Below are 908 nucleotides of genomic sequence, written 5' to 3' on the forward strand. Positions count from 1 at the left end.
CCTTATCGCTGGTCGGCACAGGATATCGTGACACCGGATAAGATTCCCTTCGTCGGTCCGGTGACCCCCAATCATCCAAACGTCCTGATTGCTACCGGTTATGCTAAATGGGGCATGACCAATGGATCGATCGCTGCAAAGATCATGACCGACCATATTTTGCAAAAGGACAATCGGTATGCCGATTTGTATAACCCTTCCCGCTTAAAGGGTTTGATGAATATGGTCGAAGACAATGCCGATGTCGCGAAGCATATGATTAAGGGGAAATTGGCCGTCATCCAAAAAACTCCAGAGGATGTAGGCATCGATGAAGGAGCGATCGTGAAAGTCGACGGAGACAAGGCGGGCTGTTACCGCGATCATGACGGCCAGCTTCATATCGTCGACTCCACGTGTACCCATATGGGCTGCGAGGTTGTCTGGAATAGCGGTGACCGTACATGGGACTGCCCTTGCCATGCCTCTCGGTTCTCCATCACAGGAGAGGTGCTGAATGGCCCAGCTGTCGAGCCTTTGAAGAAAATACGATAATGGTCCTCTCCTAATGGTCGACTAGGCCCGCTGTTTTCCTTATACTGAAGTTACTGCATGAACGAATCGTTGCAAATACCTCAAAAAGGATGGGATCGAACATGAACGGTAAAAACCGGAAAGATATTACACCAGGTACGTCTGTAGATATTGTACTGAAAGCTGATCAACGCAGCGGTAAACTGACAAACGGAACGGTAAAGGATATTTTGACCAACTCCAGCAGTCACCCACATGGAATAAAAGTAAGATTGACCGATGGCCAGGTTGGCAGGGTCCAAGTCATCCATAAGTAAACCGCACTCGGTCCAGGCCGAGTGTTTTTTTAATTTTTCAAGCAAACGGGAATGACAGCGATATTTCAATCATGTTTC

At 48.1% G+C, this 908-nt stretch carries 2 protein-coding genes; both read left to right on the top strand.

The window, feature by feature from the left end; all coding sequences use genetic code 11:
- Positions 1 to 534, top strand: a 534-nt coding sequence (locus CVN76_RS01230; RefSeq protein ID WP_157805422.1) for a (2Fe-2S)-binding protein, incomplete at its 5' end; no start/stop codon positions are given.
- 101 nt (positions 535 to 635) lie between these two features.
- A complete protein-coding gene (locus tag CVN76_RS01235; RefSeq protein ID WP_061141372.1) occupies positions 636 to 830 on the top strand; it encodes a YwbE family protein in 195 nt (64 codons plus the stop codon).
- Positions 831 to 908: the final 78 nt, after the last annotated feature.

The organism is Bacillus sp. mrc49 (genome assembly GCF_002803435.1).

What these genes read in the sequence shown, in the direction of transcription:
- CVN76_RS01235 (WP_061141372.1), top strand. Translation starts at nt 636, where the DNA reads ATGAACGGTAAAAACCGGAAAGATATTACACCAGGTACGTCTGTAGAT.